The organism is Bifidobacterium imperatoris, from assembly GCF_002860405.1.
Taxonomy (GTDB): domain Bacteria; phylum Actinomycetota; class Actinomycetes; order Actinomycetales; family Bifidobacteriaceae; genus Bifidobacterium; species Bifidobacterium imperatoris.
This window is the reverse complement of the sequence record NZ_NMWV01000011.1, coordinates 121,134-147,929: the sequence shown is the minus strand read 5'-3', so window position 1 is coordinate 147,929 and position 26,796 is coordinate 121,134. Positions and strand designations below refer to the sequence as shown.

At 52.3% G+C, this 26,796-nt stretch carries 23 protein-coding genes; 1 reads left to right on the top strand and 22 read right to left on the bottom strand.

Going from position 1 to position 26,796, the window contains the following annotated elements; genetic code table 11:
- Nucleotides 1-5 precede the first annotated feature (5 nt).
- The gene (gene rplJ, locus Tam1G_RS04855) at nucleotides 6-527 is read right to left on the bottom strand and encodes a 50S ribosomal protein L10 (RefSeq protein ID WP_033890556.1); all 522 of its coding nucleotides are present in this window, start codon (nucleotides 525-527) and stop codon (nucleotides 6-8) included.
- Between the two features lie 327 nt (nucleotides 528-854).
- On the bottom strand, nucleotides 855-1,571 hold the full coding sequence (locus Tam1G_RS04845; protein ID WP_033890557.1) for a hypothetical protein: 717 nt from the start codon (nucleotides 1,569-1,571) through the stop codon (nucleotides 855-857).
- A 251-nt stretch (nucleotides 1,572-1,822) separates the two neighbouring features.
- Between Tam1G_RS04845 and Tam1G_RS04840 the strand changes: the two genes are divergently transcribed.
- On the top strand, nucleotides 1,823-3,217 hold the full coding sequence (locus Tam1G_RS04840; protein WP_101625668.1) for an NCS2 family permease: 1,395 nt from the start codon (nucleotides 1,823-1,825) through the stop codon (nucleotides 3,215-3,217).
- 1,371 nt (nucleotides 3,218-4,588) lie between these two features.
- Here Tam1G_RS04840 and Tam1G_RS04835 read toward each other — a convergent pair.
- The 20 genes from Tam1G_RS04835 to Tam1G_RS04740 form a co-directional block, all read right to left on the bottom strand.
- Nucleotides 4,589-4,987 carry a hypothetical protein gene (locus Tam1G_RS04835; protein ID WP_033889589.1) on the bottom strand — a complete coding sequence of 133 codons (399 nt, stop codon included), beginning with the start codon at nucleotides 4,985-4,987 and terminating at the stop codon, nucleotides 4,589-4,591.
- Between the two features lie 139 nt (nucleotides 4,988-5,126).
- A complete protein-coding gene (locus Tam1G_RS04830; RefSeq protein ID WP_101625667.1) occupies nucleotides 5,127-5,822 on the bottom strand; it encodes a hypothetical protein in 696 nt (231 codons plus the stop codon).
- A 12-nt stretch (nucleotides 5,823-5,834) separates the two neighbouring features.
- Nucleotides 5,835-6,089: a hypothetical protein gene (locus Tam1G_RS04825; protein ID WP_101625666.1), complete on the bottom strand. Its 255-nt coding sequence runs from the start codon at nucleotides 6,087-6,089 to the stop codon at nucleotides 5,835-5,837.
- Nucleotides 6,086-6,709 (bottom strand): recombinase family protein, encoded by a 624-nt coding sequence (locus Tam1G_RS04820; RefSeq protein WP_101625665.1) that lies wholly within the window; start codon nucleotides 6,707-6,709, stop codon nucleotides 6,086-6,088. The genes Tam1G_RS04825 and Tam1G_RS04820 overlap by 4 nt, the downstream gene beginning before the upstream one ends.
- Nucleotides 6,710-7,736: 1,027 nt before the next feature.
- Complete coding sequence (locus Tam1G_RS04815; RefSeq protein ID WP_101625664.1) at nucleotides 7,737-9,056, bottom strand: tyrosine-type recombinase/integrase; 1,320 nt, start codon at nucleotides 9,054-9,056, stop codon at nucleotides 7,737-7,739.
- A gap of 98 nt (nucleotides 9,057-9,154) precedes the next feature.
- Entirely contained in the window at nucleotides 9,155-9,934 is a 780-nt protein-coding gene (gene pstB, locus Tam1G_RS04810; RefSeq protein WP_100493425.1) for a phosphate ABC transporter ATP-binding protein PstB, read from the bottom strand.
- Nucleotides 9,935-9,981: 47 nt separating this feature from the next.
- Nucleotides 9,982-10,974, bottom strand: coding sequence for a phosphate ABC transporter permease PstA (pstA, locus tag Tam1G_RS04805; protein WP_101625663.1), 993 nt, complete (start codon nucleotides 10,972-10,974; stop codon nucleotides 9,982-9,984).
- Entirely contained in the window at nucleotides 10,974-11,927 is a 954-nt protein-coding gene (gene pstC, locus Tam1G_RS04800) for a phosphate ABC transporter permease subunit PstC (protein WP_101625662.1), read from the bottom strand. The genes pstA and pstC overlap by 1 nt, the downstream gene beginning before the upstream one ends.
- A 190-nt stretch (nucleotides 11,928-12,117) precedes the next feature.
- On the bottom strand, nucleotides 12,118-13,245 hold the full coding sequence (pstS, locus tag Tam1G_RS04795) for a phosphate ABC transporter substrate-binding protein PstS (protein ID WP_101625661.1): 1,128 nt from the start codon (nucleotides 13,243-13,245) through the stop codon (nucleotides 12,118-12,120).
- 352 nt (nucleotides 13,246-13,597) lie between these two features.
- Entirely contained in the window at nucleotides 13,598-14,302 is a 705-nt protein-coding gene (locus Tam1G_RS04790; protein ID WP_033890565.1) for a response regulator transcription factor, read from the bottom strand.
- A gap of 213 nt (nucleotides 14,303-14,515) precedes the next feature.
- On the bottom strand, nucleotides 14,516-15,811 hold the full coding sequence (locus Tam1G_RS04785) for a sensor histidine kinase (protein WP_101625659.1): 1,296 nt from the start codon (nucleotides 15,809-15,811) through the stop codon (nucleotides 14,516-14,518).
- 176 nt (nucleotides 15,812-15,987) lie between these two features.
- Nucleotides 15,988-17,301 (bottom strand): MFS transporter, encoded by a 1,314-nt coding sequence (locus Tam1G_RS04780; RefSeq protein ID WP_101625658.1) that lies wholly within the window; start codon nucleotides 17,299-17,301, stop codon nucleotides 15,988-15,990.
- A gap of 327 nt (nucleotides 17,302-17,628) precedes the next feature.
- Entirely contained in the window at nucleotides 17,629-18,342 is a 714-nt protein-coding gene (gene mtnN / locus Tam1G_RS04775; protein ID WP_101625657.1) for a 5'-methylthioadenosine/S-adenosylhomocysteine nucleosidase, read from the bottom strand.
- 22 nt (nucleotides 18,343-18,364) lie between these two features.
- The gene (locus Tam1G_RS04770) at nucleotides 18,365-19,588 is read right to left on the bottom strand and encodes a 3-deoxy-7-phosphoheptulonate synthase (RefSeq protein WP_101625656.1); all 1,224 of its coding nucleotides are present in this window, start codon (nucleotides 19,586-19,588) and stop codon (nucleotides 18,365-18,367) included.
- A 91-nt stretch (nucleotides 19,589-19,679) separates the two neighbouring features.
- On the bottom strand, nucleotides 19,680-20,816 hold the full coding sequence (locus Tam1G_RS04765) for a 3-deoxy-7-phosphoheptulonate synthase (RefSeq protein ID WP_101625655.1): 1,137 nt from the start codon (nucleotides 20,814-20,816) through the stop codon (nucleotides 19,680-19,682).
- 223 nt (nucleotides 20,817-21,039) lie between these two features.
- Nucleotides 21,040-22,386 carry a C1 family peptidase gene (locus Tam1G_RS04760; protein WP_101625654.1) on the bottom strand — a complete coding sequence of 449 codons (1,347 nt, stop codon included), beginning with the start codon at nucleotides 22,384-22,386 and terminating at the stop codon, nucleotides 21,040-21,042.
- A 126-nt stretch (nucleotides 22,387-22,512) separates the two neighbouring features.
- Nucleotides 22,513-23,925, bottom strand: a complete 1,413-nt coding sequence (locus Tam1G_RS04755) for a cell division protein (RefSeq protein ID WP_101625653.1) — start codon at nucleotides 23,923-23,925, stop codon at nucleotides 22,513-22,515.
- Between the two features lie 173 nt (nucleotides 23,926-24,098).
- On the bottom strand, nucleotides 24,099-24,776 hold the full coding sequence (locus Tam1G_RS04750; protein WP_101625652.1) for a pyroglutamyl-peptidase I: 678 nt from the start codon (nucleotides 24,774-24,776) through the stop codon (nucleotides 24,099-24,101).
- 43 nt (nucleotides 24,777-24,819) lie between these two features.
- Entirely contained in the window at nucleotides 24,820-25,644 is an 825-nt protein-coding gene (locus tag Tam1G_RS04745) for an IspD/TarI family cytidylyltransferase (RefSeq protein ID WP_242689708.1), read from the bottom strand.
- Between the two features lie 102 nt (nucleotides 25,645-25,746).
- On the bottom strand, nucleotides 25,747-26,727 hold the full coding sequence (locus Tam1G_RS04740; RefSeq protein ID WP_101625650.1) for a purine nucleoside phosphorylase YfiH/LACC1 family protein: 981 nt from the start codon (nucleotides 26,725-26,727) through the stop codon (nucleotides 25,747-25,749).
- Nucleotides 26,728-26,796: the final 69 nt, after the last annotated feature.

Sequence of the window (26,796 nt, the reverse complement as noted above, 5' to 3'; positions counted from 1 at the left end):
GGAAATCAAGCTGCCTTTTCCTGCTTCTCGCGCAGAGCGTCGATCGTGCGCACAGCCTTGGTCGGCAGAGCGACGAACAGGTAAGCGGCCTTGGCAGTGGTAGCCTTGAGGTCGCCAGCGAACTTGGACAGGAGCTGCGGGCGAGACATCATGTCTGCCAGCTTCTTTGCACCCTCGCCGTCGTAGACGGTGCCATCGGCATAGCCGCCCGAGATAACGAGAGCCTTGTTGGTCTTGGCAAAATCACGCAGGACCTTCGCAGCCTCGATGAAGTCGCCCTTCACAAAGGTGATGGCGGTCGGGCCCTTGAGCAGGTCGTCAAGACCCTCAATGCCCGCTTCCTTGGCGGCGATGCGTGCCAGCGTGTTCTTAGCCACAGTGTAGGAAGTATCGCGGCCTAGCTTTTCGCGCAGTTCGGAAACCTGCGGAACGGTAAGCCCGCGGTACTCGGTCAGGTAGACAGCATCGGCGTTACGGAACTGTTCCGTAAGCTGTGCGACCACCGCTTCCTTTTCGGGCCTCTTCATGGCGTTCCTTCCTAAATCGGCCGTTGATTTGAAACCGGAACGCTTAAGCTGGGCAACAAAAAAGCCCTGCACGCAGGCAGAGCAACATAATCTCGTGAAGTGACTTGCACGAGCCCTTTACGGGCTTATATCTCTCAACCTGCGTTGGCTTGGCGAACCAAACTTCGGAAATGCACTCACGCGCACTTCAACCAACGGTCTGTGGTTTACGGTCTGCTAATTTACGTGCGGTTGGCGACAATCCGCACTTCGGCGTGTCGCAATAATGTAGCCTTTCCCCAAAAAATGTACGCTCATCGACCGTCAGTGTACATTTTTCAGAATCGATTACAGTGTGGCGGCGTATTGGGCCACCGAAGCAGTCACTTCCTTTAAATAGTCCAGCGAACGACGCCAATGACCCGGCACCTCAATCGAATGATTGGCATCCGGATACTCGTGCACATGCGGAGTCAGTGCGTTGGCGCGGATGCGATCATAGAAGGGATCGGCGGTACCGGCGCAAATCAGAGGCGCCGGGCCGTCGTATCGAGAACCACGAGCATGCGAGTCTCCGGCATGCTCGGAACGAATCACCTGAGCTGCCTCATCAACGCTGGGGGCCTCATCTTCTCCAACGATGTCATCACCTACCGCGGGAACCGGAATCACGCGCGCGGACGGATCGAAATCAGCGTGATGCAGCACTGGAGTCAACAGCACGAACGGCAACCCATAGTGGGAGGCTACATGCGGATAAGTCATCGTGGTAAGCGACTTGCCGATAAGCAGCAGTCGGTCAGCCTCCACCGAGTCAACCCAACCATCAATGGCATTATTCAGCACTGGAATCACGGTCGACAAATCATCCGAAGCATTGCGCACATTCATACGGTCGATGCGCCAACCATTCTCGGCCAAGGCCTGTGCAGACCAGTACAGCAGCGGACGGTCACAGTTGTAACCAGTGCCCGGCATCAACAGCACACGCCCATGCTCTTGACCGGGTTTCACTGTGTTCTTACGCCATGAAGTAATACTGACTTCCACCGGTGCCTTTGCCATCTTTCCCCGTTCCTTTATATCTACAACTGAACTGCCTTATGACTGCCTTCAGTGTAGTGCGCGCTTCGGCTGCACCCGCCTGCGAAATTCACGATATATGCACCGGTTATAATCAACGATGGTTCTGATTGGGTGGATGCACCATACGCGTGCGGCCAGGCCAATCAGGGCGAGTCGCAATTCTCGCCGGGGCAACCGGAGCGTATCAGCTCACGCGCCAAGCCCCGCACAACCCAAGGAAGTAGAGAGTAATGGAGAAGTTCTTCCATTTGAAGGAGAACAACACGACGGCTTCGACCGAAATCCTGGCCGGCCTGACCACGTTCTTCGCAATGGCGTACATCATCGTCGTCAACCCGCAGATTCTGTCCCAAACCGGTATGCCGTGGGGCGGCGTGTTCCTTGCCACCATCATCGCAGCCATCATCGGCACCCTCGTTATGGGTCTGTTCGCCAACGTGCCATACGCACAGGCAGCCGGCATGGGCCTCAACGCCTTCTTCACCTACACGGTGTGCTTCGGCCTGGGCTTCACCTGGCAGCAGACCATGTGCATGGTGTTCCTGTGCGGTTTGATCAACATCCTCATCACCGTTACCAAGATTCGTAAGATGATCATCATGGCCATCCCCGAGGTGCTGCAGCAGGCCATCGGCGGCGGCATCGGCCTGTTCGTGGCCTACGTGGGCATGCTGAACGTCGGCCTTATCAAGTTCACCCCGGGCGACCCGAAGGCTGCCGCCAAGGGTGGCGCCGTGGCTGCAACCCCGGGCCTCGCCACCTTCAACGATAAGGTGCTGTGGGTCTTCCTCATCGGCCTCGTGTTGGCCATCGTATTCACCGTGATGAAGGTGAAGGGCGGCCTGTTGCTGGCTATCGCCATCACCACCGTGGCGGGCATTCCGTTCGGCGTGACCAACTTTGGCTCTTCGGTTTCCATCTCCGAGACCTTCTCTCAGCTGCCGCAGACCTTCGGCGCCATCTTCACCGCCGATGGCTTCCCGGCACTGTTCTCCGACCCGGCCAAGCTGCCGCTGGTCATCGTGACCATCTTCGCCTTCTCGATGTCTGATACGTTCGACACCCTCGGCACCTTCATCGGCACCGGCCGCCGCACCGGCATCTTCTCCGCCGCTGATGAAGAGGCTCTGGAGAACGGCCACGGCTTCTCCTCCAAGATGGACAAGGCCCTCTTCGCTGATTCCATCGCCACCTCCATCGGCGCTATCTGCGGTACCTCCAACACCACGACCTATGTGGAATCCTCCGCTGGTATCGCAGCAGGCGGCCGCACTGGTCTGACCTCCGTGGTCGTGGCCATCTGCTTCGCCCTGTCCGCCTTCCTTGCTCCGGTGATCTCCGCCGTGCCGTCCGCCGCCACCGCAGGTGTGCTGGTGATTGTGGGCTGCATGATGGCTGCATCGCTGAAGGAAATCGATTGGGCCAACATCGATGACGCTATCCCGGCGTTCTTCGCTGCCGTATTCATGGCCTTCTCCTACTCCATCTCCTACGGCATCGCCGGTGGCTTCATCATGTACTGCATCGTGAAGACCTGCAAGGGCAAGGCCAAGGAAGTGCACCCGATCCTGTGGATTGTCTCCGCACTGTTCATCCTGGACTTCGTCTGCATGGCGATTCTGTAATCGTTTGACTCAGTAACGCGAAATCCCCGTAAGCATATCGCTTACGGGGATTTCTTATTCCGCCATAACTCCAGCCAGTGCAACGGGAAAGCCCCGCAATCTTCCGACTGCGGGGCTTTTCTATGCTTGCCAAGCGGTAGCGAACAGCCCACTGGGCTATTCGCTTCACGGATCAATCCAGCAAGAACGGACCGCCTGACGGCGGGCTAACCCACCCTCGCTCGGCTACCTCCTCGCTCGGGCCGATCCTACGAACAGCCCACCGGGATTTTGATTATCAATAATTCCAACGGTTTTCAGGGATGTTTTAAGTAGCAACCATATTTAGCAACCATTCTTGTTCTTAGAATCGATGTCGTTTATTATAGCTGGTTTATCAGTGCATATAAGCGAACACGCCGATGAAAATCAAGAAAAACGGGGTTTGTGGGCTACTATACATGAACACATAAAATGAACCCCCGGCGTTAAAACCGGGGGTTCATTCATAGAAGAAATATTTATGAGTTTTCAATTTACATTATTTGAATATCAGATATCAGATAAAGTAAAACCACGGGGTCGAGGCCGTGGTTTCATTTTGTTTGTTTTTAATTATATCAAGCCAATATAAGACATACATAATGATTTGATTAGGGGTACAAGTCATTACAATTATTTAATATCATGTGAGCATTGTTTTATTGCATGCCCCCTGTTAATCATTGCATGGTTTTTCAAAAACTTATTCAAACGGCCACTGGTGCCCCTGTTAGCATGAGCATGAAATGATACCTGTTTTACATGAACGGCGTTCTATGACCCCTTTTTGTGAGTTTTAGGACCGTGTATGAATGAACCCCCGGTTTGAACGCCGGGGGTTGGTATCAATTACTGAAACTGTTTGTTGTATAGAGAAACTTATAAGTTGTTAGTATATATTCCTTCACTTACTTTTGTAATATCATGTGTGCATGGTTTTATTGCAACCCGTTTTCAATAAATTGAAAAAAGAAAAATAAAAAGATAAAATGACACGCGTCCAGCATTTTCAGCACACGATTCAAACACAACCATCATAAATTACGGTGATGAATGTAATAGTTGCGAGAGTGGTAGGGCGTTTTTCGCCGCTGCGTTCTTAAAGCTATCCAGTAGTTAATATAAGTGCGTTCAATGCCTGTCATTGTTAGCATTTTTATTCACTGCTGTTTATGTAATTCATCTATTCTATTTATTGGTTTGTTTGTTTGGCTTTTTTGTGGATATAAAAATAAGAAACCACTTTTAAAGCGGTTTCTTACTTATTCATACATCACTATTGCATGACATCTAATATGACATTCGAGTTGACATCATAGTTGACATCTGAAAAGGTCGAATCCCATATAGCTATTTGATAGTAATCCAGTCGTAAGATTCCATCACTTGACTTAATTCATCAAACTCTTTTTTGTCATTGAATCCATAATAATTGGATGTTTGAACATTGTTTGTAAGCTCGTTTTTGATTCTTGTATATAGATTTTCAAGAAACTTAGTGGCTTGTTTGTATTGTTCTAATTCATCATCATCAGGTTCATCATATTCATCAATGTTTTCATAGTAGATGTTGATTTCATCACTCATCCATTCCATTAGTTCCTTGATGGTACTGGTTTCAAACCATGACAAATCTGATTCATCAGCTGGTATGCTATCATTCCATCCCTCATTATTGTCAATGATGGTTTGAATGACATCATCGTACTGGTCGTTTTCATTATCATTTAAGTGTTTGTTTTCTAACATAACTTAATCCGTTCTCTTGTGTTTATTCGTTCGTAGTTGTTTTCAATGTTAGCATGTTTTTAATCGTGCGTATAAATCTTGTGCATGATTTTTTGTGCTACATTATTCAACTGGCATGATGTGAGTTTTATTCCCATAATCACATGTTGAATATGTAATAACCGCCCAGGTATTTACCTTGTTGGTATGAATATGTTGATATGTGAATCTTGTCAATGGTTGCCGTGTTGTTTATATCCGATTCAAGTGGATTGCAATATACGCCGACCATGTTGCAATTAGCTGATTGGTATATTGTGTTTCTCATTCCAACGGTTGGTATTATGTTCTTTTGTAAGTCGACTGGTAGTTTGTTAAAAACCTCGATGTTGACTTTCTTTCTTAATTCAGAATCACGCCATGTTGACAATGCTGTTTTTGTCGTATCTATTGCGAACAGTTCAGGATTGTTTTTTGAATATGAGTATATTTCAAATGTCAAGGCTGTTTTCTTACTGGGGTCGCTTGCTTTATCATCAGTGTTCATTCCATATGGCATTGATACATCATATTGTTTGTTATCTATGAGAATCCTGCCACTGCCACTGTTATTCAAGATGATGTCATACCATTCACTTTTATTACCATTCTTACTGATATCATCTGCAATCTGTTTCATTCCATCCGCGTTGTATCTTGTGCCGTTCAAGTCATAATAGAAACCATTGCAATCAGTTATGTTGGAACAGATGCCTGCTGCTTTTGCTTGTTTGATGTTAATGATTAATGCTGTTGTGAGTACTGCCAGTGTTGTCATTATTGCAATTAGTATTGTTATTGTCTTTTTCTTTTTCATGCATGCCCCCTTTTATTTTCTCTTTATCAATCCCATTGGCTGACCTTTTGTAATGATTTGTTCTAACACTTGATTAGCCGTTAAACCGTTTGTAGCCCCGTCGTAAATCAACTTTTGCCATGTTGGTTTTGTTCTATTCGGGTAGAACTGCATGGCTGTTAGCATGAGTTCATAATCGGCGTTGAATGTTTGTGCTAACAGTGTTGCACTTACCATTAGTGATGGTTTGTCTTTATCTGTTGACTTTTTATTATTCTTGTTTCTCATTTTTGCTCGTCCTGTTTGTCAGTGGTAGTGTTTTCATTTTGTTTGATTTCTCTTGCGCGGCGTAGCATTCTAAAAATCGTGGCCTCTGACTTTTTGAACTTGATACATAGATCACAGATATCAAAATCCTTGTTTTCTCTATAATCCAGTGCTTTCAATGCGTCCTTGTCAGTCCAAGTTGGTGGGCGGTTGGTTGTCTTACCTTGTTCATGCGCCTTTTTACGGCCTGCCTCTGTTCGTTCAATAATCATGCGCCGTTCAAGTTGTGCTATTGATGCCATGATTTGTAAGTAAGTGATTCCAACTTGTGTACTGGTGTCAATGTTCTCTTTAAGAGCTATGAGTGTTATATTCCTTTTATTCCAATCGTCTGTTATGTTTACTATGTCTTTAAAGTTTCTACCTAAACGGTCGAGTGAGTGAACAATAACAGTGTCCCCCGGGTGTAATGCAATTTGTAATGTGTTGAAACCGGGTCGTTTCATGTTTTTACCGCTTACTGATTCATCTGCTATCACATGTTCCGCGCCCGCCTTTACAACGGCGTCCTTTTGATAATCAAGTGAATAACCATATTTTGTTTGTTTGTTAGTTGAAACTCTTATATATCCATATTTCATATAAACCCCCTTTAAAGTTGTATTAAGTTTCAATTATTTAATATCAATCAAAATCCATACATTTTTGATATTTTTTGAAAAATCTTGATTTTTTTCTTAAAATCACATGTTTTTTGATTAAATATTGTCTTTTATCTATCTATATCTATCTATCAAATGTTGTAAACTTTTGATAGTGCTATTTTTGAACCAAAAACAGTGTTTGATAGATAACCTGCTGATAATTCATTTTCATAAATATGTTTGAATGTGATATTATTGATTACAACTTGAAACAACGGCGTCCATTGAATTGGACTGGTCGGATTAAGATAATGGTTTATACTGTTATTGAAGAGGCCTGTTTTAAGTTGTTAGTATAATTTCATAGCAATGGTGGAGCACGCCGGAGTTCTTGTTTTATAGAACAGGTTTAATTGGTGAATCCCTGACAAATCCCATAAAAGTAAGTTCAGGCTGTTTTTCACATCAGTGCGAAAACTGAATGCAAGTCATTGATACAAACAATTAATTCTAACAATTGTTTGATTGATAGGCGTAGGATTTTGAATGGTTCAAGAATTGTAATGGATGCCTGCAAAAGCGGACGATTGTCTTAAAAGTAGCTCATATGATTACAGCGTTTGAATCAGCCTGTTAGAAACTGGCATTGAATAGTTTGTTTGTATCTGTTCTTGTTAGTGGTAATCCGAAACGCGGGGGCTTGCAATCAATCGGATGGTCGATGGTGGTATATGTGTTGGTTGTAAGTAGGACGGTTGTTAAAATCAGCCAGGCGTGTAGAGGTACAAGGCGGAGCCGTCCATTAAAAATAAACTGTATCAATGCAATCATTGATAGCGTGTAAATCCAACAAGAATAAGACGCTGTTGGTAGACCTTTTATTACTTATAGATATATATATAGTTATGTGTTAGTGGTTAACAGTGTTGTTAGCATTCATCATTCAAGAACAGTAGGACCAGCATGGACCTTTACGCGGCCGTTTCAAAAAAGCCTGTAAGCGCCCATGCTGGCCTTTTCTTTATCAATCCATGTCATTAGTCGTGTCAGTGTGTGAACGCCGTTCTATGACCCCTTTTTGTTCGTTTAACATGGTATCTATGTTCATTGCTTGTTCTATGCCATAGTTCAAACTTGTCATTTCGTGTAGCATGTTGTTTTCAAATCGTTCCGCCGTTGCTTTCATCATGGACGCTGTTAAGTGCGTATAGTATTCGGTCATGGACGGGTTCATATGTCCAAGGATTGCTTGTGCTATTTGAATGTTTTCGCCTTGTTCTGCTAATTGTGTAGCTGCCATGTGTCTAAATGCATGCAATCTTATGTATGTTGGTTTAGTATCATCATGTAGCATAATTCGATGGTATTCATCTTGTATTCTTTTCCATATGTAAGTTAGATTGTTATAATCAAACGGTTTGTTATTCTTGATGAACAGTGCATGCCTTGTTTCATTTTGCATGTATTCATCATTCAATTTAACAGGTAGTGAAACCGCGTCTTTATGTTTATTGGTTTCATCAAGTATTGCTTGTTTGTACTGACTGCCGATTGGTATTGTTCTTGAATGAAAATCTGTTAGTTTGCCTTTTGTTCCTAATTTCAAATAGTAAGCGCCGTTTTCTTTTCTTAATTGTGTTGATACTGTTAAACTACTATCAGCATAATTCAATGATTCTTGTGTTAATCCTATTAGTTCACTGGCTCTTAATCCCAATGTGAGCAATAAAAACATGTTGTAGTATTCATGGTACTTGCATTGCTCATAAGACAGCATATTGATAATACCTTTTAATGTTAGTATTATCTGATTTGTTTTATCTATTTCCAATGCACGGGTTTTGTTATTATATGCTGGCTTGTTAACACTGTTTGTAGGATTGAACTGGATATAACCGTTCTTAATTGCATATTCAAACAATGCATGCAATAGCTTATAAATCTTGTTCTTATTACTATCAGTTGTTTCTAATTCATTGAAATACTTGTTTAAAGTTTTTGAATCAATACTGATATCCATATCTGATAAATATGGTTTTATGTGTTTCTTATACATGTTGTTAGTGTTCTTATAATGCTTTTCACTAATTTCATGCTTTTTATCCATTGATTCCAACCGCTCATAAAACACAAAATCAATGGTATGTACTGGTTTTTTAACAGGTACTGGTTTCTTAACTACTGGTTCATCAACACTGATTTTGCCCAGTTTTGCCACTCGTGCGAGTTGTTTTTCTATACAACGCTTTTTGTTATCATCGTAAACATAACGGTACGCGCCGTCTTGTTTCCATTTACAACACCATTGTATTCTTTTGTTATGCATTGTTTGGAATGGTTTCATAAGCAACAAGTTTAGCAACCATTCAAGACTGCATGAAACTATGGAACCACTGTTATTGCAATGATTCCATAGTTCCACCGGGCTGTTCGCTTCACGGATCAGCCAAAGCGGCCGGAGATGTAGCGCTCGGCTTCTTCGTTCTGCGGGTTGTTGAACATCGTGGTGGTGTCCGCGAAGTATTCGAGGTGGCCCGGCTGACCGACTGCCTTCAGGTTGAAGAAGGCGGTGTAGTCTGCGATACGGGCTGCCTGCTGCATGTTGTGGGTAACAATCACGATGGTGTAATCATCCTTGAGCTCGTTAATCAGATCCTCAACAGCCAAGGTGGAGATCGGGTCCAGAGCGGAGCAAGGCTCATCCATCAGCACGACCTGCGGGTGCACAGCCACAGCGCGGGCAATGCACAGACGCTGCTGCTGGCCACCGGAAAGGCCGATGCCCGGATTGTCCAGACGATCCTTGACCTCGTTCCACAGGTTGGCACCACGCAGAGCCCACTCAACCAGATCATCGGCGTCGGACTTGCTGATGTGCTTGTTGTTCAGACGCACACCGGCGAGCACGTTCTCGCGGATGGACATGGTCGGGAACGGGTTCGGGCGCTGGAAGACCATGCCGACGTCACGACGGACGGAGACAGGATCCACGTCCTTGTCGTACAGGTTCTTACCCTCGAGCAGCACCTCACCCTCAACGTGAGCGCCGGGGATGAGCTCGTGCATACGGTCGAGCGTGCGCAGCACCGTGGACTTACCGCAGCCGGAAGGTCCGATGAAGGCGGTGACCTTGTTGGCCTCGATGTTGATGTTCACATCTTCTACAGCAAGGAAATCACCGTAGTAGATGTTCTCGTGGTTGACGTCAATACGTTGTCCCATGATGTTTCCTTATATTTCTTTGGTCTTATGACGATTATGTATTGCGCTTAACGCTCGGTCTTGACTGCGAAGACCTTGGCGACCAAACGGCCGATGAGGTTGAGCAGCAGCACGATGATAATCAGCACCAGAGCGGCGGCCCAGGAGCGTTCCATCGGGATGGTGGTCACGCAGGTGGCGTCTGCGCCGGCAGGGCAGTTGGCGTTGAGCTTGGAGTATTCCTGGTAGACATACACCGGCAGGGTGGTCATCTGGCCAGCGAACAGGTTGACGTTGGTGCTAGCGATGTAGCCAGCGGTCATCAGCAACGGAGCGGTTTCGCCAATCACACGGGCGATGGCGAGGATGCAGCCGGAAACGATGCCTGGCAGTGCGGTGCGCAGCACAATCTTGGTGATGGTGCGCTGCTTGGTAACGCCGAGAGCCAGCGAAGCCTCACGCAAATCGTTCGGCACAATCTTGAGCATTTCCTCGCAGGACTTGACCACGGTCGGCAACATCAGCAGGGACAATGCCACAGAACCTTCGAAACCGTTGATGGTGCCCGGTCCGAACACGATGGTGAACATCGAGAATGCGAACAAACCTGCAACGATGGAAGGAATACCACTCATCACATCGACCAGCAGGGAGATGGTCATGGCCAGCTTGCCACCATGCGCGTACTCAACAAGGTACACAGCGCACATGATGCCGATCGGGATGGAGATGAGCATTGCGCCACCGGTAATTTCCAACGTACCGATGATGGCGTGCAGCACGCCACCGTAGCCACCGGACGGAGTTTGATTACCACCAACAACGCCGGTCATGTTGAAGCTCAGGAAGTTGAGGTTCAAACGCTTGGCGCCGTTGACAATGGTGGTCCACAGCACAGAGACCAGCGGAATGCAGGCAATCACAAAGGCCAAGGCGATAATGCCGGACATGACCTTGTCTTTGATGTTGCGGCGCTGCTCGGAGGAGCGGGAAGGACGGAACTTATCGAAGTCGATGACGGGCGCACCGTCAAGGTTCTTCTTCTTGGTTTCTTCAGCCATCAGGCACCCGCTTTCTCAGTGATCTTACGAGCCACGAAGTTCACGATGAACGTGATGAGGAACAGAATCAAACCGGTTCCAATCAGCACGGACACGCCGAGATCGTTGGCTTCAGGGTACTGGGCGGCGATGTTAGCTGCGATGGTCTGGCTCTGGGATGCCTGCAGCAACTTGATGGAGTAGCTCAGGCCCGGAGACAGAATCATCAACACAGCCATCGTCTCACCAAGAGCACGACCGAGGGCCAGCATGGAAGCGGAAACGATGCCGGACTTGCCGAATGGAATTACGGCCAGCTTGATCATTTCCCACTTGGTTGCGCCCAGACCGTAAGCGGCTTCCTGCTGGAGGGTCGGGGTCTGGAGGAAGATGTCGCGGGACATGGAGGTGATAATCGGCAGCACCATAACGGCGAGCACCACGGCAACGGTGGCAACGGTGCGCTGTGGATTGGCGGCCGGGCCTTCAAACAGCGGGATGAAGCCCAGATGGTTGGCTACCCAGTTCCAGAACGGGTAGATGGCCGGCACCAGAATCAAGCCACCCCACAGACCGTAGATAACGGAAGGAATTGCGGCGAGCAGGTCGATGACGTAGCTCAAACCGGTAGCAATCTTCTTGGGGGCGTAGTGGGAGATGAACAGTGCAATGCCGATGGAGACAAAGAATGCGATCAGCAGGGCCAGCAGGGAAACAAGCACCGTACCGAAGAGCAGCGGCAGCACATAGCCCCAGAAGTTGGAAGCCTTGCCACCGGTAAAGCTGGAGATGGTCTCACTGTTGGCAGCCTGGTCACCGCCAATCAGCGGCCACGCGCGGAAGAAGAGGAAGAGGAACACGGCGGCAAGCACCACAAGGATCAGGATGCCGCAGGCGTATGCCACACCGCGGAACACCTTGTCGGCAGTTTTGCCGCCCGATGGTGCGAGAGCCGTTTTGTCTTGCGAACTCACGGATTCTCCTTAGCGAATGAACGAAGGAAATTGATAAGGATGAGGTCGGTCAGGGTTCGCGCGAGGCGCATGCCCCTTGACCCGCTTTGAGCCGCAGCCGTGATACTTACGACTGCGGCTCAAAGTTTAGACCATTGTGGTCTTATTCAGTTATCGGATCAATGATTCATGCGGATGGAACCCGCGTGGCTCACTTGGTCTTGATGGCTTCGATGGACTTGCTGATCTTGGAGGTCAGGCTGGACGGCAGCGGAGCGGAACCAGCGGCATCCTGAGCAGCCTTCTGGCCTTCGTCGGAGGTGACGTAGGTCAGCCAAGCCTTGGCGAACTCAGCCTGCTTGGTGTCCTTGTATGCCGGGCAGACGATGTCGTAGGAGACCAGCACGATCGGGTAAGCGCCCTTAGCCTCAGTGGCGTGGTTGATCTTGACGACCACACGGTTCTCACCGGTAGCGGTTTCGTCGAGCTGGGAATCCTCAATAACCTTGGAGCCAGCCTCAGCGGAGATCTCGTTGTAGGAGTCGCCAACCTTGATAGCAGCAGTACCGAGGTCGCCAACCTGGGAGAAGTCAGCATAGCCGATGGTGCCATCAGCCTGCTTGACGGTGGAGATCACGCCGGAAGTACCCTTAGCGCCCTGGCCAACTTCGTTCGGCCAGTTCTCGGACAGGTCGTAGGTCCAAGCGTCAGGAGCCTGATCCTTGAAGTAGGAGACGAAGTTCTGGGTGGTGCCGGACTTATCGGAACGGTGAACCACGGTGATCGGGGTGCTCGGCAGGGTCAGGTCCTTGTTCTGTTCCTGAATGGCCGGGTCGTTCCAAGTGGTGATCTTGCCGTCGAAGATCTTGGCAGCGGTGGTGGCATCAAGGTTGATGTGCTTGCCAGCGTCGGAAACGCCCTTCAGGTTGAAGACGATAGCAATCGGGGAAATGTAAACCGGCACGTCGAAGGCCTGGCCGGAAGCGCAGACAGCCTTGGACTTGGCGATATCGTCATCGGACAGAGCCTTATCGGAACCAGCCCAAGCGGTAGCACCGGTCAGGAAGGTGGTCACGCCAGCGCCAGAACCAGTCGGGTTGTAAGCAATCTTGGCATCCGGGTTGGTGCTCTGGAAGCCAGCGATCCAAGCCTCAACAGCAGCCTGCTGAGAGGTAGCGCCAGCGCCCTGGAAGTCGCCGGAAATCGGAGCGGCCTTGGTGGTCGACTCGGTAGAAGAGTTAGTGTTAGAAGCGGTGTTATCGCCGCAGGCAGCGACGGTGGCGAGCATCGCGATGCCGGACAGAGCGGCAAGGGAGCGAACGAAAATGTTCTTCTGCATGATTATTTCTTATTCCCTCTATCAATAAATCTCGGGCCAATGTTTAGCGATGTTTGAATTGCCGCACATCACCCGGTCTTTTGTGACAACTACAAGCGTATTGGCGATTTCGGGGGCTACAGAACGAAATCAGTAAACAGAAGATGAACACTTGCTGATATATGAAACTACGTAAATACTACGTAGTTTGCAGTTGTGCACAGCGATTAGCGGCGAATTGATATGTCATCTGATGTAACTACCTCTCAGCCGGTCCCTCGATAGAGAAATCAAAGCGCTGATGTACTACGAAAAAAGCGGCCGATAAAGGCCGCTTTTCTTAAGTAGCACTGAGTAGAAATAGTAATCCTGATTACTCAGCAGGAGTATCGATTTTGTATCCCAAGCCACGCACGGTGGTCAGGTATTTGGGATGTGCCGGATCCTCCTCGATTTTGGAGCGCACGCGCTTGACATGCACATCCAGAGTCTTGGTATCGCCCACATAATCGGAGCCCCAAATACGATCAATCAGCTGATGACGGGTCATTACACGACCCTTGTTCTGCATCAGGTATTCCAGCAGCTCGAATTCCTTCAGAGGGAAGAAAACAGTTTCGCCGCGCACCGTGACCTGATGCTGACCTACCTGCATGGAAATGTCGCCACACACCAGCGGAATATCATCATCTACTGAACCCGCTGCCTGCGCGGTGGCCTGATTGCGGCGTAGCACGGCACGAATGCGAGCCAGCAACTCACGGAAGGAGTACGGCTTGGTGACATAATCATCGGCGCCGATTTCCAGACCAACCACCTTATCGATTTCAGCACTTTTGGCGGTGAGCATGATAATCGGCACGCGACTTTGCTCACGAATGCGGCGGCACAAAGCCGTGCCGTCAATGCCCGGCAGCATCAAATCAAGAAGCACCAGATCAATGCCGCCCTTGGTGAAAAGCTCCAAGCCTTCTTCGCCGGTGGCTGCAGCAGACACGTCATACCCCTCGCGTGTAAGTTGGTAGACCAGTGGTTCGCGATAGGATTCTTCGTCTTCGACGATAAGAATACGTGTCATAGTTGCCTTTCTCGGGTAAGTGCCCGTTCGAGTCGGCGCAAAAATCTCAGATACCATCGTAACCATCTATTCCCTGTTAGCCTGCTGTTTGCCTAAAGTACGTAATTTATTGGTTTGCGCTACGCACTGAGCGCAATGGCGCAAACACCAATCATCACAGTCGGTTGCATGCCTGTCAGCACCCCAAGCAATGTCCATCGAAATGATCAGCTGCTATTCACTATGTGACTCGGATGTGCCGCTCTCCGGCGCGGCAGGCAGTTCGATAGTAAAGGTTGAACCTTCGCCTTGGCGCGACCATACCGAGATACGCCCGCCGTTCTCCTGCACACAATGTTTGGTGATGGCAAGCCCCAGACCCGAACCACCGGTTTGGCGCGAACGCGCAGGATCGACGCGGTAGAAGCGCTCGAAAATACGATCCAATGATTCTTCGGGAATGCCGATGCCCTGATCGACCACGCGAATGGTGACTTTGCCGTCGCGCTGGCCTACGTCAACTGCCACAGTGGTGTGCTCGGGAGAATAATGGATGGCGTTTTCCACCAAATTCTTTACCGCAGTTTGCATGGCATCAGCATCAGCCAGAATCGTCAGATTCTTAGCATGCTCCGCATCTTCAGGTGTTTCGTCACTGGAGTCGATAGGCTCGGGCTTACCGTTTGCGTTCAAGCGAATCTCAACATGATGGGCTTCGGCTTGCACTTGGTTGTCAGCGATGGCCGCACGCGCCACAGCCAATGCGGAAATACGCTTGGCGTTCACCTCGCCTTGAGAACTCTGTGCTCTCTGCAAATCAATCAGATGATGCACCAATTCAGTAAGGCGAGCGGATTCTTTGGAAACGCGCCCGGAGAAGTAACGCACCGCATCCGGATCATCAGCCGCATCAGTAATGGTTTCAGCCAACAGTGAGATAGCACCAGCCGGAGTTTTCAGCTCATGGGACACATTGGTCACAAAGTCACGGCGAACCGCTTCAAAACGGCGCTGCTCGGACATATCACTGATAAAAATGGCGTACAGATCATCACCAATATCGCCAATACGCACACGCAAATACAAGGTATTCGACGGCCTCAGCTGACCAGCTTCAATACCTTTTCCGGTCAGCGAAGGGAACGGGCCACGATCCAAAGGCAGCTGAACTTCACGTTCGCGGACACCGCCATCGGATGCGGCTTGGGTAAGAATATCCTCGACTTCACGCGAATTGATGCGTTTGCCGGACACAAGTCCAAACGGCACCGAGCCGGGGCTGGCATAATACACGAGACCATTGCGATTCGTGACAATAACCGCTTCTGGCAGCACTTCAATCAGGCGTCGTTCGGTAGGACGCACGGGAATATCATCGCCAAACAGAGATTTAGCGTCCTCATCCGCAGCCATAGCCTCCTGCGCTGCCACGCGACCAGCTGCGCGCCCTTTGCCGTATGCGATGACGATGGCCCACGCTAACGCCAGCGCAACAATCGCCACAACAATGATGATCTGCCAGACATTCATGGTTTCTAGAGTAAAACGAGGTAGGCGTAGCTTGCCATGCAAACTACGTAAGTTCGCCTATTGTTCATTTGCCGCTCGGCTCAATTGCCGATGTTTCATAAAAAATGGCGCCATCCGAAGGGGATGACGCCATTGCAGAGATTCCTGTTCAACGGGAATTCGTCAGTATTGAGCGATCACAGCTCGTAATCCTTGTCCTTGCTCTCCTTGATCAGGAAGAGGGCAAGCAATGCGAGAGCAGCCATGATGGCCATGTACCAGCCCACACCGGCAACACCGAACTTGGAGGTAACCAGAGCCTGGGCGATGGTCGGGGCGAAAGCACCACCGAAGATGGCGGCCAGGTTGTAGCTCAAGCCTGCGCCGGAGTAACGCACATGCACCGGGAAGAGCTCAGGCAGGTAAGCGCCGCACGGTCCGAAGAGGCTACCCATGAACACGAAGCCGACGCACAGGAAGATCATGATGTGAGCAGCGGAGTGAACAAGCAGCAGCGGGGTGAAGAAGCTGAAGACCAGCGTGCAGAAGGTTGCTGCGATGAGCACCTTCTTACGGCCAATCTTATCGGCGTACACGCAGGAGATGATGATGAAGATTGCGAAGAAGATCACGGAGGTCATCTGCATGAGCAGGTACTCGCCCTGAGTGAACTTCAGGCCCTTGACGCCGTAAGCCAGAGACCAGGTGCCGAGGATGTAGAACAGGGTGTAGGTGATGCCCATAGCCACGGTGCCGAGGAGTACTTCCTTCCAGTACGGCAGCAAATCGGTGAGCGGGTGCTTAGAGGTACGCTTCTCATCGGAAGCCTTCTGGAACACCGGGGTCTCAGACATGCGGGCACGCACGTACAGGCCGATGGCCACGAGCACTGCGGAGCACAGGAACGGGATACGCCAGCCGAAAGCCACCATCTGTTCCTGGCTCAAGTTGGATTCGAGCAGCAGGTTCAGGCCATAGGCGCAGAAGAAGCCAATCGGGGCGCCGAGGTTCGGGAAGGAACCGTAGAGGGCGCGCTTATCGGCAGGAGCGTTCTCGGTGGCCACCAGTGCAGCACCGGACCATTCGCCGGCGAGGCCGACGCCTTGGCATGCACGGCAGATGCACAGAATCACCACGGACCAAGCGCCAATCTGGTCGTAACCCGGCAGGCAGCCGACCAGGAAGGTGGCAATACCCATAGTCATCAGGGCGATGACCAGCGTCTTCTTACGACCCATCTTGTCGCCAAAGTGGCCGAACAGCATGGAGCCGAACGGGCGGGCGAGGAAGGAGACAGCGAAGGTGACGAATGCCATCAGCGTGGCCAGCGCCTGGTTGGACTTGGCGACCTCGGTGAAGAACACCATGCCGAAGTAGCTGGCGGCTGCGATGGAGTAACAGTAGTTATCGTAGAATTCGATGGCCGTACCGACCATAGATGCGGCGATGATCTCAGGAACCGAATCCTTCTTCACCGGTTCCTTGGTGGCCGCAGTAGCAGTTGCAGACATAATCCCTCTCTTCATCATGCTGCGAGTACATATCTTTCGTGCAGCATGGCCTTCGCAATCGATGTATTGCTTGGCTCAAAGCATTGAGCACAACGACAGGCAAGTGGAAGAAGAGCTATTACGGCTTGTGGCCACAGCAACGTTCTCCACACATCGCTGTGCCTGATGCTCGAGTATGGCCCACATGCCGGCAAGGAAGGCGAGAGAGTTCACATAGTGAAATCGGTGAGATGGTCATCCATATCAAAAGAGGCCCACTGCTATGTGAGCCTCTCATCATTCCATCGGTTGGCTTCTCATCGAAGAGAAGCAGATACGTTTCGAAAACTACAGACGCTTGACGATATCCACGGCAAGGCCTGCAGCGGTATTTGCGTATTCGGAAATATCGAATTCCTTGAATACCTCGTAATCCGTATCCGCGTTATCAGACAGCGCACGAATGATCAGCGCGGGCACCTCGTTGCGTGCGGCGACCTGCGCCACAGCGGCACCTTCCATCTCCACAGCATCGGCACCGGTCAGTCGAATGACTTCCTCCACCTTTTCTGGAGTATCCACAAAGTAATTGCCGGACGCAATAATGCCTGTGATATGCGTAATGCCGGCATTGCTCAGTGCCTGATCGGCAACCTCCAGCAGCTTCGGATCGGAGAAGAACTCCGTGACCGGCTTGTCTTCAGTGCCGGGCTTCCACTGCCCCACCAAGCGCATGTCAGTGTCGAGGTAACGCAACGTGCCACCAAGCACCACATCATTGATGTGCAGATGCTTGTTCAGATTGCCAGCGATACCGCTGAAAATCACGGCATCAGGATTGAACTCATCAATCAACAGCTGAGCGGTGGCGGCGGCATTAACCAAGCCCATACCGCCCACAGTCGCCGCAACCTTAATCACGTCAGCTCCAAAGGAGTCCACAGTGCCTACGGCAATATCAAGGCTACCCTTGTTGACGTGGGTGACATGCGTTAGGGACTTGGCGATCAGCGCCACTTCCTCATTGAGAGCACCAATGATTGCAACGGTTTTCATGCCCATACTAGGCTCCTTCCTTACGTTTCTACTTCCAGCGGCGTGCGGCCACGGCTTCGGCTAGTTCATGCAGCAACGCCTCGGTATCAGGCCAGCTGATGCACTTATCGGTGATGGACTTGCCGTACACCAGCTGATCGAGCGGTGCGGCCTTCTGATTGCCGCCTTCGATGAAGCTTTCCATCATGATGCCGGTGATGCCGCGTTCCCCGTTTGCGATTCGTCGGGCGATATCACGCACAACTTCAGCCTGACGATGCTCATCCTTGCCGGAGTTACCATGCGAGCAGTCCACAATCAAACCGTGAGCGGCAGCAGATTCGGCCGGCATCTCATCGCGAATCGTTTCCATAGCCTTGGTCACGGATTCAGCGTCATAGTTCGGTCCATGAATCGAGCCGCGCAACACCACATGGCAATCGGGATTGCCGAGCGTTTCTACGGCGCAAGCGCGTCCCAAATGGTCGATGCCGAAGAACGTGTGCTGCTGAGCCGCGGCAAAACAGCCGTTGACCGCAGCCTTTACCGAACCATCAGTTGCATTCTTGAAACCCACCGGCATCGACAAACCACTGGCCAGCTGACGATGCACCTGACTTTCGGTGTTACGCGCACCAATAGCACCCCAGCTCACTGCGTCGGCGATGAACTGCGGGCTCGTCGGCTCGAGGAATTCGGTGGCCGCAGCCAAACCTTCGCCGAGCACACCAAGCAGTGTCTTGCGCGCCAGCAACAAACCCTTCTTGATATGGTGGCTACCGTCGATGTCCGGGTCGTTAATCAAGCCCTTCCAGCCTACAGTGGTGCGCGGCTTCTCAAAGTACACACGCATCACAATGAGCAGCTCACGCTCAGTTTCCTTCATCACTTTGGCTAGACGATGCGCATAATCGAGTGCCGCCTTGGGGTCGTGCACCGAACAGGGGCCGACAATCACCAGCAGACGATCATCCTGGCCGTAGAGGCATGCGCGAATCTCGTCACGCGAATAAGCGACGATCTCCTGAGCTTCAGGGGTTAGCGGCAGCTCGGCAAGCACCTGGGCCGGAGTTGGCAGCGGCTCAAGCTCCAAAACTCGACGGTTGATGATGCGACTAACACCGACCTGGTCTTCCCAACGCGGCACGTCCGTAGCAATAAGAGGGTTCTTGCCCTCGCCCATAGCCTGACGAATCGCGCGAAGCTCTTCAGGCGTATTCAACGGCTGCGGCCCAACCTGCAATGGGTTGGCTGCGCCTTGCTGCTGCTGCATGTCTTGTACTCCTTGTGACTAATCCACACCAAGGATACCTAACCATAGCGGCAACAGCGGCAAGAACAGAATCAATCGATAACGTATCGTGCTACTGCCGCAACGCGCGACGAGCAGTGACGGCGTCGGCCAGCGTGTGCAGCAGCTCGTTCGTACGATCCCACGGTACGCAGGAATCGGTAACGGACTGGCCATAGACCAGCTGATCGAGCGGCGCCGGCTTCTGATGGCCGCCCACAAGGAAGCTTTCCATCATCACACCGGTAATGCCCTGCTCACCCTTGGCAAGACGCTCGGCAATCTCCTCAACGACTTCGGCCTCACGAACCTCGTCCTTGCCGCAGTTGCCATGCGCGGCATCGATGACCAAACCGTACCGGCTCGGACCGGAGGCCTTGGATGCCTTCAATGCTTCCAGAGCCTTACGCACCGACTCGGCATCGTAGTTCGGGCCGGAACTGGAACCGCGCAGCACCAAATGGCAATCCGGATTGCCCTTGGTTTCAGCGGAAATAACACGGCCGTCCAGGTTAATAGACAGGAAATGATGTTCAAAACCTGCGGTGTAGCAGGAGTCAGCGGCGGCTTTGATGGAGCCGTCGGTAGAGTTCTTGAAACCAACCGGCATGGATAGGCCGCTGGCCAGCTCGCGGTGGACCTGGCTCTCAGTGTTGCGCGCGCCAATGGCACCCCAGCTGATCGCATCGCAGATATATTGCGGGGTGATGGGGTCGAGCCATTCGGTAGCGGCAGGCAAGCCAAGGCTCAGTACGTCGGTCAGCACCTTGCGGGCCAGCCACATACCTTTACGAATATTGAAGCGACCATCCAAATCAGGGTCGTTGATCAGACCCTTCCAGCCAATGGTGGTGCGCGGCTTTTCGAAGTACACACGCATCACGATGACGAGGCGGTCTTCCAGCTCGCGCTTGACGGCAGCCAACTTTTCGGCATATTCGTGAGCTGCCTTGGGATCGTGAATGGAGCACGGACCCACGATGACGAGTAGACGATCGTCGCGGCCATTGAGCACGTCGCGAATCTCCTGGCGGGAGTGCAGCACGAGATTGCTCATCTCATCGGTGAGCGGTTGCTCCTTCAGGAATGCGCGAGGCGCGGGGATCGGGTCAAGCTGACGAATATTGACATCAACCGTCTCAGGAAAGACGGCCTGCTCCCCCAAACGACGTTCGTCCTCGGAACTATCCGGACCACGAAGTGCTGCCATGCCGACTCTCCTCTCTTATCTCTTGATTGATGTAAGCATGCGGAATGGTAAGTCTACCTGCGCGCAGGTAGATATGGAAACGCCCGGCCGTTTTATGGACGGTCGGGCGTGATTGCTTATCAGGCGCTCCATAGTCGGCCTGTCGGCCGGAAGCCGGGAAAACAGTCCACTGGACTGTTTTCTATTTCCGGCTTCTCGCATTGGCCGACGCACGCTTCGCGTGCTACTTGGCCAATGCGCCCATCGGATCCCATGCGGGGAGCATGGTTGCCGGCTCCTCGAGGGCCTTCTGATATTCGGCCGGGAGCATGGTCTTCGGGACGGCCACCTCGTAGACGTACTCGGTGAACCAATCGTCGGACATGGTGAAGTAGCCCTTGTCAGCGATCTTGGAGCCCCAGGAGTTCTCCACACGCCAGCGGCGGGTGGAACCGTCGTCAGCCACATCAACGCCGGCGAAAGCCATAGCGTGGTTCATGGCGGAATCGCCGAAACGCACGCGAGCTTCCTTATCGAGGTCGAAGTCGAAGTCATAGACCTTGCCGTACTCGAACAGGTCGGTGGCCCAGGCACCATTCTCACGATCCATGAACGGGTGGCAGTCAGCACCGAACCATACCGGGATGCCCTGCTCGACCAAAATCTGCTTGACGCAGTCCTTCATGAACTGGTTCGGCACGTTGAGGTACTCGGTGGCGTCGCCGCCAGCCACGTTGCCCAAGTGCTCGATGCCGATCTTCTTGCCCTTGGCATGCTCGGCACGCGGATCGTCCACGAGGCACACGTAATCCTCGAGACCAGCCGGGCCCACGTACTTCTTCCAGAACTCAACCGGCGTGATCTCGCCGTCACGATGGAATTCACCGTCCTTGTCGGTCCACTCCCAGTCGAAGGAGACCGGCGGCTCACCCAAGTGAATGGTAAGAATACGGTGGCCGGCAGCGGTGGTATCGGCAACAATCTGGTCGATGGCAGCCTGATCGCCAGCTACGGCATACATGTGCGCCACTGCGGTGTGCAGCAGAGCGCGCAGTTGCACATTCATTTCACGGGTGTTCTTGGAGGATTCGGTCTCCGGGAACAGGTCCTTCGGCACGGCACCGTACTTCTTGTACACGTTCATGGCCATAGTCCACTGGCCGCCGTCACCCATCACATCGGCGAGCAGGTGCTGCACCAAGCGGGAATCAGACGGCTCACCAGCCTCAACCAGCGCAGCCATATCCTTCAGGAAGTAGTTGACGCGCTCCAGCTTGTCGTAGTACATCGCGTAGTTCTGGGAGAACTCGAACTCCTTCAGGTTCATGTTCTTCTTGGCGATGAAACGAGCCACGTTCAGGGAGCTGAACAACCAGCAGCGACCGGAACGATCCTGGTGGGTGGCTTCGCCGTTGTCGACCACGGTGGAGAAGCGGCGCTGCAGCAGGCGGGCTCGATCATAGTTGCGGGCCACCTTTTCGATGCCGGCTGCGGTCACGGCGTTCATGGCCAGACGGCTGGTGCCATCAGCATCAAACTCGTCACGCAGAGCGTTCAGCGCTTCGCCAGTCAACGGCGTCAGTTCACTCATGTCTACTCCTTCTTCGGATAGGTGCGCTTGTGGCGCAATTACAATGAACGCGGCACCTGGCGAAAGTGCACAGGTGCCGCAGTTCTTTTGCCTCTAGCAGTGTAGTCGAGGGCTTGTCATTAATCCTTAGTTTTCGGATTCACCCTCAGACTGCTGTTCAATGGCTTGCGTGGATTCCGTATCTTCCGCCGATTCATCGGACTCGGCTTCAGCCTCATGCTGTTCAGGAACAGGGTTGACAACCGGCAGCGACTGGGCGTTCTCGTTCTTGACCGCGTCGAATGCAAAGCCGGAGAAGGCCTGAGCGAACATGGAACGCAACTCGGAAACACGCTGAGTGATGGTGGCCTCACGCTCCTGAAGATCAGCGATGTGCTTGCTCAAGCTGTCAAGTTCGCTCTGAGCGGCAGCGCGACGCTCCTCAACCTGAGCATCCGCATCCTCACCAGCCTTATGCACGATGGCAGCAGCCTGAGCATCCGCCTCCTGACGCTTGTTGGCAGCGTAGGAATCAGCTTCTTCACGAGTGGTCTTGGCCTGGCTGACCAGCTCATCGGCTTCCTTCTTGGCAGCCTGGCGGCGTTCCTCAAGATGAGCGAGCAGTTCGTTGACCTTCTTAGTGGCCTCATCCTGCTGTGCGGCAATATCGGAGCGAATCTGCTCCACCTCGGCGCTCACCTGGCTGATGGTGTTCGTGCGGTTGACTTCAGCCTCGTCGGTGATTTCCTGAGCCTTGGACTTGGCGGTGTCGATGATTTCACCGGCCTTGCGCTGCGCCTCAGTCATCATCTTGGAAACCTGCTCGCGCACATCCGCAAGCTTCTTGTTGGCCTCGGCCAGAGCAGCTTCAATCTGGTCATTGGAGTCGGACTTCAGCTTGGAAATCTCTTCGTTGGCGCTCTTGCGCTGCTCGGCGATCTTAGCGGTGGCTTCGGCCTTCATCTCGGCGAGCTCACGTTCCTGGGTGGCACGCTCGGAGGAGAGCTTCTTGTTGTGCTCTTCACGGGCGTTGCTGAGCTCAAGTTCAACGGCCTGACGCTGCTCGGTGATGTTCTTAGTGGTCTCGGAACGCAGCTGATCGGTTTCCTCCTTAGCGGAAGAAGTCAGAGAATCAGCCTGATTATTCGCGTTCTGCAGGATGGAGGAAGCCTTGGCGTTGGCGTCGTCGAGAATATGGCGGGCATCCAGCTTGGCGTTATTAATCAAAGTTTCCGCCTGAGCCTGCGCAGCCATGCGGGTTGCGGAGGCATCCTGCTTGGCACGGTTGAGCAGCTCGGTGCTGGTCTGCTCAGCGGAGGCCAACATCTGCTGAGCGTTGGCACCCAGCGATGCGAAGCTGTTGTTCTGCGGCTTCTTGTTGCGCTCTTCCTGCAACTGAGCCTGCAACTGCAAAATGCGATCATCATCCGCGGCAATCTGCTCACGCATGCTGGCCAGCGTCTTCTGAGCTTGATTCAAGCTGTCCTGGGCGGCATCGAACGCTAAATCGACCTTCTCTTTGTCATATCCTCGCAGCACCACCGGGAAACGATCCACCATGGCTGAATATCCTTTCACATCCATAAGCCTTTGGCATGTCCTCATGCACTGTAGCGCATGAGCGTAATAGAGACACCCATTGATATGCAATCGTTACAATGCGTGCGAATGATGTTCTAGTTTTGCGCTTGTTGACGCGCCTCCCAGTCCGCAATGCGGACAGCTCATGGAAGCTACGCAATGAGAATGTCAGAGCTGGAAGGTTTGAGATAGTAACGCACGGCCTCGCGCACCACATCTCGCCCAGCAGCAATCTGCTGGTCAAGCGTCAAACCATGCTGGGTGGAGCCGGCTGGTCGCACGGGCGGAAAACTCACGAATCCAGCCAGCACACGCTCTTGCGTAGCAGTCCAATTAAGCAGGTTATAGAACAGCGAGTTGCACACAAAGGTACCGGCATCCGAACTTAAGGATGCCGCAATCGAATCATCGGTGAAATCCTGCAGAATCGAACGCAATGGCAAGCGAGTCCAATACGCGGCCGGACCATTCGGGTCAATCGGTTTGCGACGAGGAATCACATTGTCCGCATCCGGGCGTTCGGCATCCATCAGATTCGTGGCGCAACGCTCCAGCATGACGCTACGCGCCGAATGCTTAAGCCCGGTAGCAATAACGATATCCGGCTTTGCGGCCTCGATAGCCTCCTTCAACGTGGGCCAAGCATTCGCAAAACTCACCGGAAGCTGTACGGCATGAATGGTGACATGGACGTCATTCAACGGATCATCGGCTCCCGCGGACGCGCCTAAGCCTTGCTCGGCAATAGCTTTGGGCACTTCATATGCCGGGTTGACGTCCACGCCATCATAATGGTCGAATCCGGAAATCACCACATTGAGTTCACGCATAATGCCTAGTCTAACGCCTGAGCTCAGCCCTTAGCATTAGTAATTAGCGCATCTGACCGGCAGCCTGAGCAAGCAGGGCATGCATGCGCGCACGAGCGGCTTCCTTGGGATTGAAGCCCTCCAACTGCTCCGCAATGCGCTCAGCGGTAGGAATATCTTCCAGCGTAGTGATCTTCAAGTTGGTTTCCGCGCCTGAAACAATGGCCACCGGCACATCCGGCAGATAATCCACCACCACTCGCGTATCGTCCGTGGGGTGGAAGTCAGGGTCTTCAGCAGCCAGCTCGTACGCCTTGCGAATCGTAGCGAAACGGAAGGATTGCGGGGTCTGTGCACGGAATGTATTCGGACGGTCAGGCACCGATTTGACGACTTTCAAATCACCGAGATCCTGGGTAAGCAACACTGTATCCGTGGACGCATAGGCCACGGTGGCTGCCTGGAACTGGTCGAGCGCATCGATGGATCCATCGATGGCAGACTGGGCGACAAACGGGCGAACAGCATCATGGATGAGAATCTTGGCATCATCCGGAATACCAGCTTGAACCAAGGTATCCAAAGCGGCAGCAGTGCTATCCACACGTTCGGCGCCACCGTCGATGACTACGCGCACTTTGCCGTAGCCTTGTTGATCAATCAATGATTCGACTTCTTCGCGAACCTTACTATTGACCACCACAACGATGTCACTGACGCGTGCACAACGTTCGAACGCCTCGATGCTCCAGCACACTATTGGCTTGCCACCAACGGACACCAGCTGCTTGGGATTCTCCGGATCGAATCGGGTACCGAATCCTGCAGCCAGCACCACGGCAACCACGGGCATGGTTTGCGGCTTGGGCTCGCCAACTGTCGTATTCATTGCAGTCTCGTTTGCTCTCTCAGTCTCAGTCATAGGCTCCACCGTAGGGTGAGGCATGCCCGTTCGTGACCTGCCTCACATCTTCTCCACGGAATGTGCGCGCTAGTGACGCACGATGAGGGCGAGCAGGCGGCCTTCGTGGGTCTTGCCGGCGAGCGCGGCACGGCGATGCGAATACCAGAGCGGATTCTCCAGCGTGCACGTGCTGCGGCTGATGTTACCGATGCGTTCGGCCAGTTCAGCGGGGCCTTCGCCGTCGGTACGACACAGTTCGGCGAGTTCCGCGTCTTCCTCAAGGTATTCGGTGGCGGCATGCACGCGTGGCATCGAATCAACTACCTGATGTACGCCAGCGAATGCCAGATCGATCATTGCTGCTTCGGCGATATCGATGCCTGCACCGCCGAAGCGGGTCTGGGTTTTGGTCAGTGGGAATCGCTTGATAAAGGTGTCGGCGATTTCGTCGCCCACTTCATAGCAATCGCCGCAGATGCGTGGGCCGAGGGTGGCAATGATGCGGCTCGGATCGGCACCTTTGCTCTGCATCAATTCCACTGTGGCCCCGATAATGCCACGTTCCAGTCCACGGCGGCCACAATGTGCGGCTCCGATGATGCCGGTTTCGGGATCGGCCATCAATACTGGCAGGCAGTCGGCGGCGAACATGCCGAGGGCGATGTCCGGACGGGAGGTCACCTGGCCGTCTGCTTCGATAACCGTGCTAGGCTCTTCGCCGTGAGTGCCGGAAGCGTCAAAACCGAACTCCGTGTTGGACTCATGACCCGGTTCATCAATATCAACGGCGATGCCGGAATGCACTTGGCTGACCAGGGACAGCGGCGCATGTATTGCTTCGGACAGAGCAATGCGATTGGAGAGCACGGCTTCTGGATCGTCGCCAGACTTACCGCCCAAGTTCAGGTTGCCATAGTCTCCGGTGGAAAGGCCGCCGAGGCGCGTGGTGTAGACCACGGTAATGCCAGGGGCCAATGCGATAGGAATGGTTACCGGAATCGGTCGGCCATTGCGGTCAGTGGAGCTCATGGCACTGGAGTCAAGGATTTCGTCACTGTATTCGGTCATTTCCGTACTTTCTCTGTTGTCACAACCATGTCTACCGTAATTCAGCGCAAGTAATTCCGGAGAACAACC

Coding starts and splice junctions, on each gene's coding strand:
- pstS (WP_101625661.1), bottom strand. CDS start 13,245: ATGCAGAAGAACATTTTCGTTCGCTCCCTTGCCGCTCTGTCCGGCATC.
- Tam1G_RS04760 (WP_101625654.1), bottom strand. CDS start 22,386: ATGAGTGAACTGACGCCGTTGACTGGCGAAGCGCTGAACGCTCTGCGT.
- Tam1G_RS04785 (WP_101625659.1), bottom strand. CDS start 15,811: ATGAATGTCTGGCAGATCATCATTGTTGTGGCGATTGTTGCGCTGGCG.
- Tam1G_RS04825 (WP_101625666.1), bottom strand. CDS start 6,089: ATGAGAAACAAGAATAATAAAAAGTCAACAGATAAAGACAAACCATCA.
- Tam1G_RS04780 (WP_101625658.1), bottom strand. CDS start 17,301: ATGTCTGCAACTGCTACTGCGGCCACCAAGGAACCGGTGAAGAAGGAT.
- Tam1G_RS04840 (WP_101625668.1), top strand. CDS start 1,823: ATGGAGAAGTTCTTCCATTTGAAGGAGAACAACACGACGGCTTCGACC.
- pstA (WP_101625663.1), bottom strand. CDS start 10,974: ATGGCTGAAGAAACCAAGAAGAAGAACCTTGACGGTGCGCCCGTCATC.
- mtnN (WP_101625657.1), bottom strand. CDS start 18,342: ATGGGCATGAAAACCGTTGCAATCATTGGTGCTCTCAATGAGGAAGTG.
- Tam1G_RS04770 (WP_101625656.1), bottom strand. CDS start 19,588: ATGCAGCAGCAGCAAGGCGCAGCCAACCCATTGCAGGTTGGGCCGCAG.
- Tam1G_RS04750 (WP_101625652.1), bottom strand. CDS start 24,776: ATGCGTGAACTCAATGTGGTGATTTCCGGATTCGACCATTATGATGGC.
- Tam1G_RS04790 (WP_033890565.1), bottom strand. CDS start 14,302: ATGACACGTATTCTTATCGTCGAAGACGAAGAATCCTATCGCGAACCA.
- Tam1G_RS04755 (WP_101625653.1), bottom strand. CDS start 23,925: ATGGTGGATCGTTTCCCGGTGGTGCTGCGAGGATATGACAAAGAGAAG.
- Tam1G_RS04845 (WP_033890557.1), bottom strand. CDS start 1,571: ATGGCAAAGGCACCGGTGGAAGTCAGTATTACTTCATGGCGTAAGAAC.
- Tam1G_RS04820 (WP_101625665.1), bottom strand. CDS start 6,709: ATGAAATATGGATATATAAGAGTTTCAACTAACAAACAAACAAAATAT.
- Tam1G_RS04740 (WP_101625650.1), bottom strand. CDS start 26,727: ATGACCGAATACAGTGACGAAATCCTTGACTCCAGTGCCATGAGCTCC.
- pstB (WP_100493425.1), bottom strand. CDS start 9,934: ATGGGACAACGTATTGACGTCAACCACGAGAACATCTACTACGGTGAT.
- Tam1G_RS04830 (WP_101625667.1), bottom strand. CDS start 5,822: ATGAAAAAGAAAAAGACAATAACAATACTAATTGCAATAATGACAACA.
- rplJ (WP_033890556.1), bottom strand. CDS start 527: ATGAAGAGGCCCGAAAAGGAAGCGGTGGTCGCACAGCTTACGGAACAG.
- Tam1G_RS04765 (WP_101625655.1), bottom strand. CDS start 20,816: ATGGCAGCACTTCGTGGTCCGGATAGTTCCGAGGACGAACGTCGTTTG.
- Tam1G_RS04835 (WP_033889589.1), bottom strand. CDS start 4,987: ATGTTAGAAAACAAACACTTAAATGATAATGAAAACGACCAGTACGAT.
- Tam1G_RS04815 (WP_101625664.1), bottom strand. CDS start 9,056: ATGAAACCATTCCAAACAATGCATAACAAAAGAATACAATGGTGTTGT.
- Tam1G_RS04745 (WP_242689708.1), bottom strand. CDS start 25,644: ATGAATACGACAGTTGGCGAGCCCAAGCCGCAAACCATGCCCGTGGTT.